The sequence below is a fragment of the Salinimicrobium oceani genome (assembly GCF_012037645.1).
In genome coordinates, this window is the sequence record NZ_JAAVJR010001469.1 from 1 (window position 1) to 305 (window position 305).

Consider the following 305-nt stretch of genomic DNA (forward strand, 5'->3'; position numbering starts at 1 on the left):
AGGGGCTTTAAAATGTCATTTTTGATAAGTCTTTTTGAACGAAAAGCGGGCCGGTGCTTTAATCCTCGTTGGTTACATAGTATTCGACATCTATCAATTCATAAGATTCGATAATTACCACATCCCGGGATTCCTCCTGATCATAGGTCAATGTACAACTAGAGTTGGCAGCAATTTCATAACAGGGTACTGAAGCATTATTGGAAAAGCTGCTTTTTGTCCGGAGTCCGTCTACTTCAACCGTAAGAACGGGTACTCCCGAAACAGCATAGTCATTAGGATTCGTTAGTTTGATTTCAAATTGT

1 pseudogene is annotated in these 305 nt (G+C 40.0%); it reads right to left on the reverse strand.

Annotated features, from left to right (window positions below):
* Nucleotides 1-58: 58 nt before the first annotated feature.
* Nucleotides 59-305, reverse strand: a pseudogene (locus HC175_RS22670) (hypothetical protein); the annotation flags it as partial.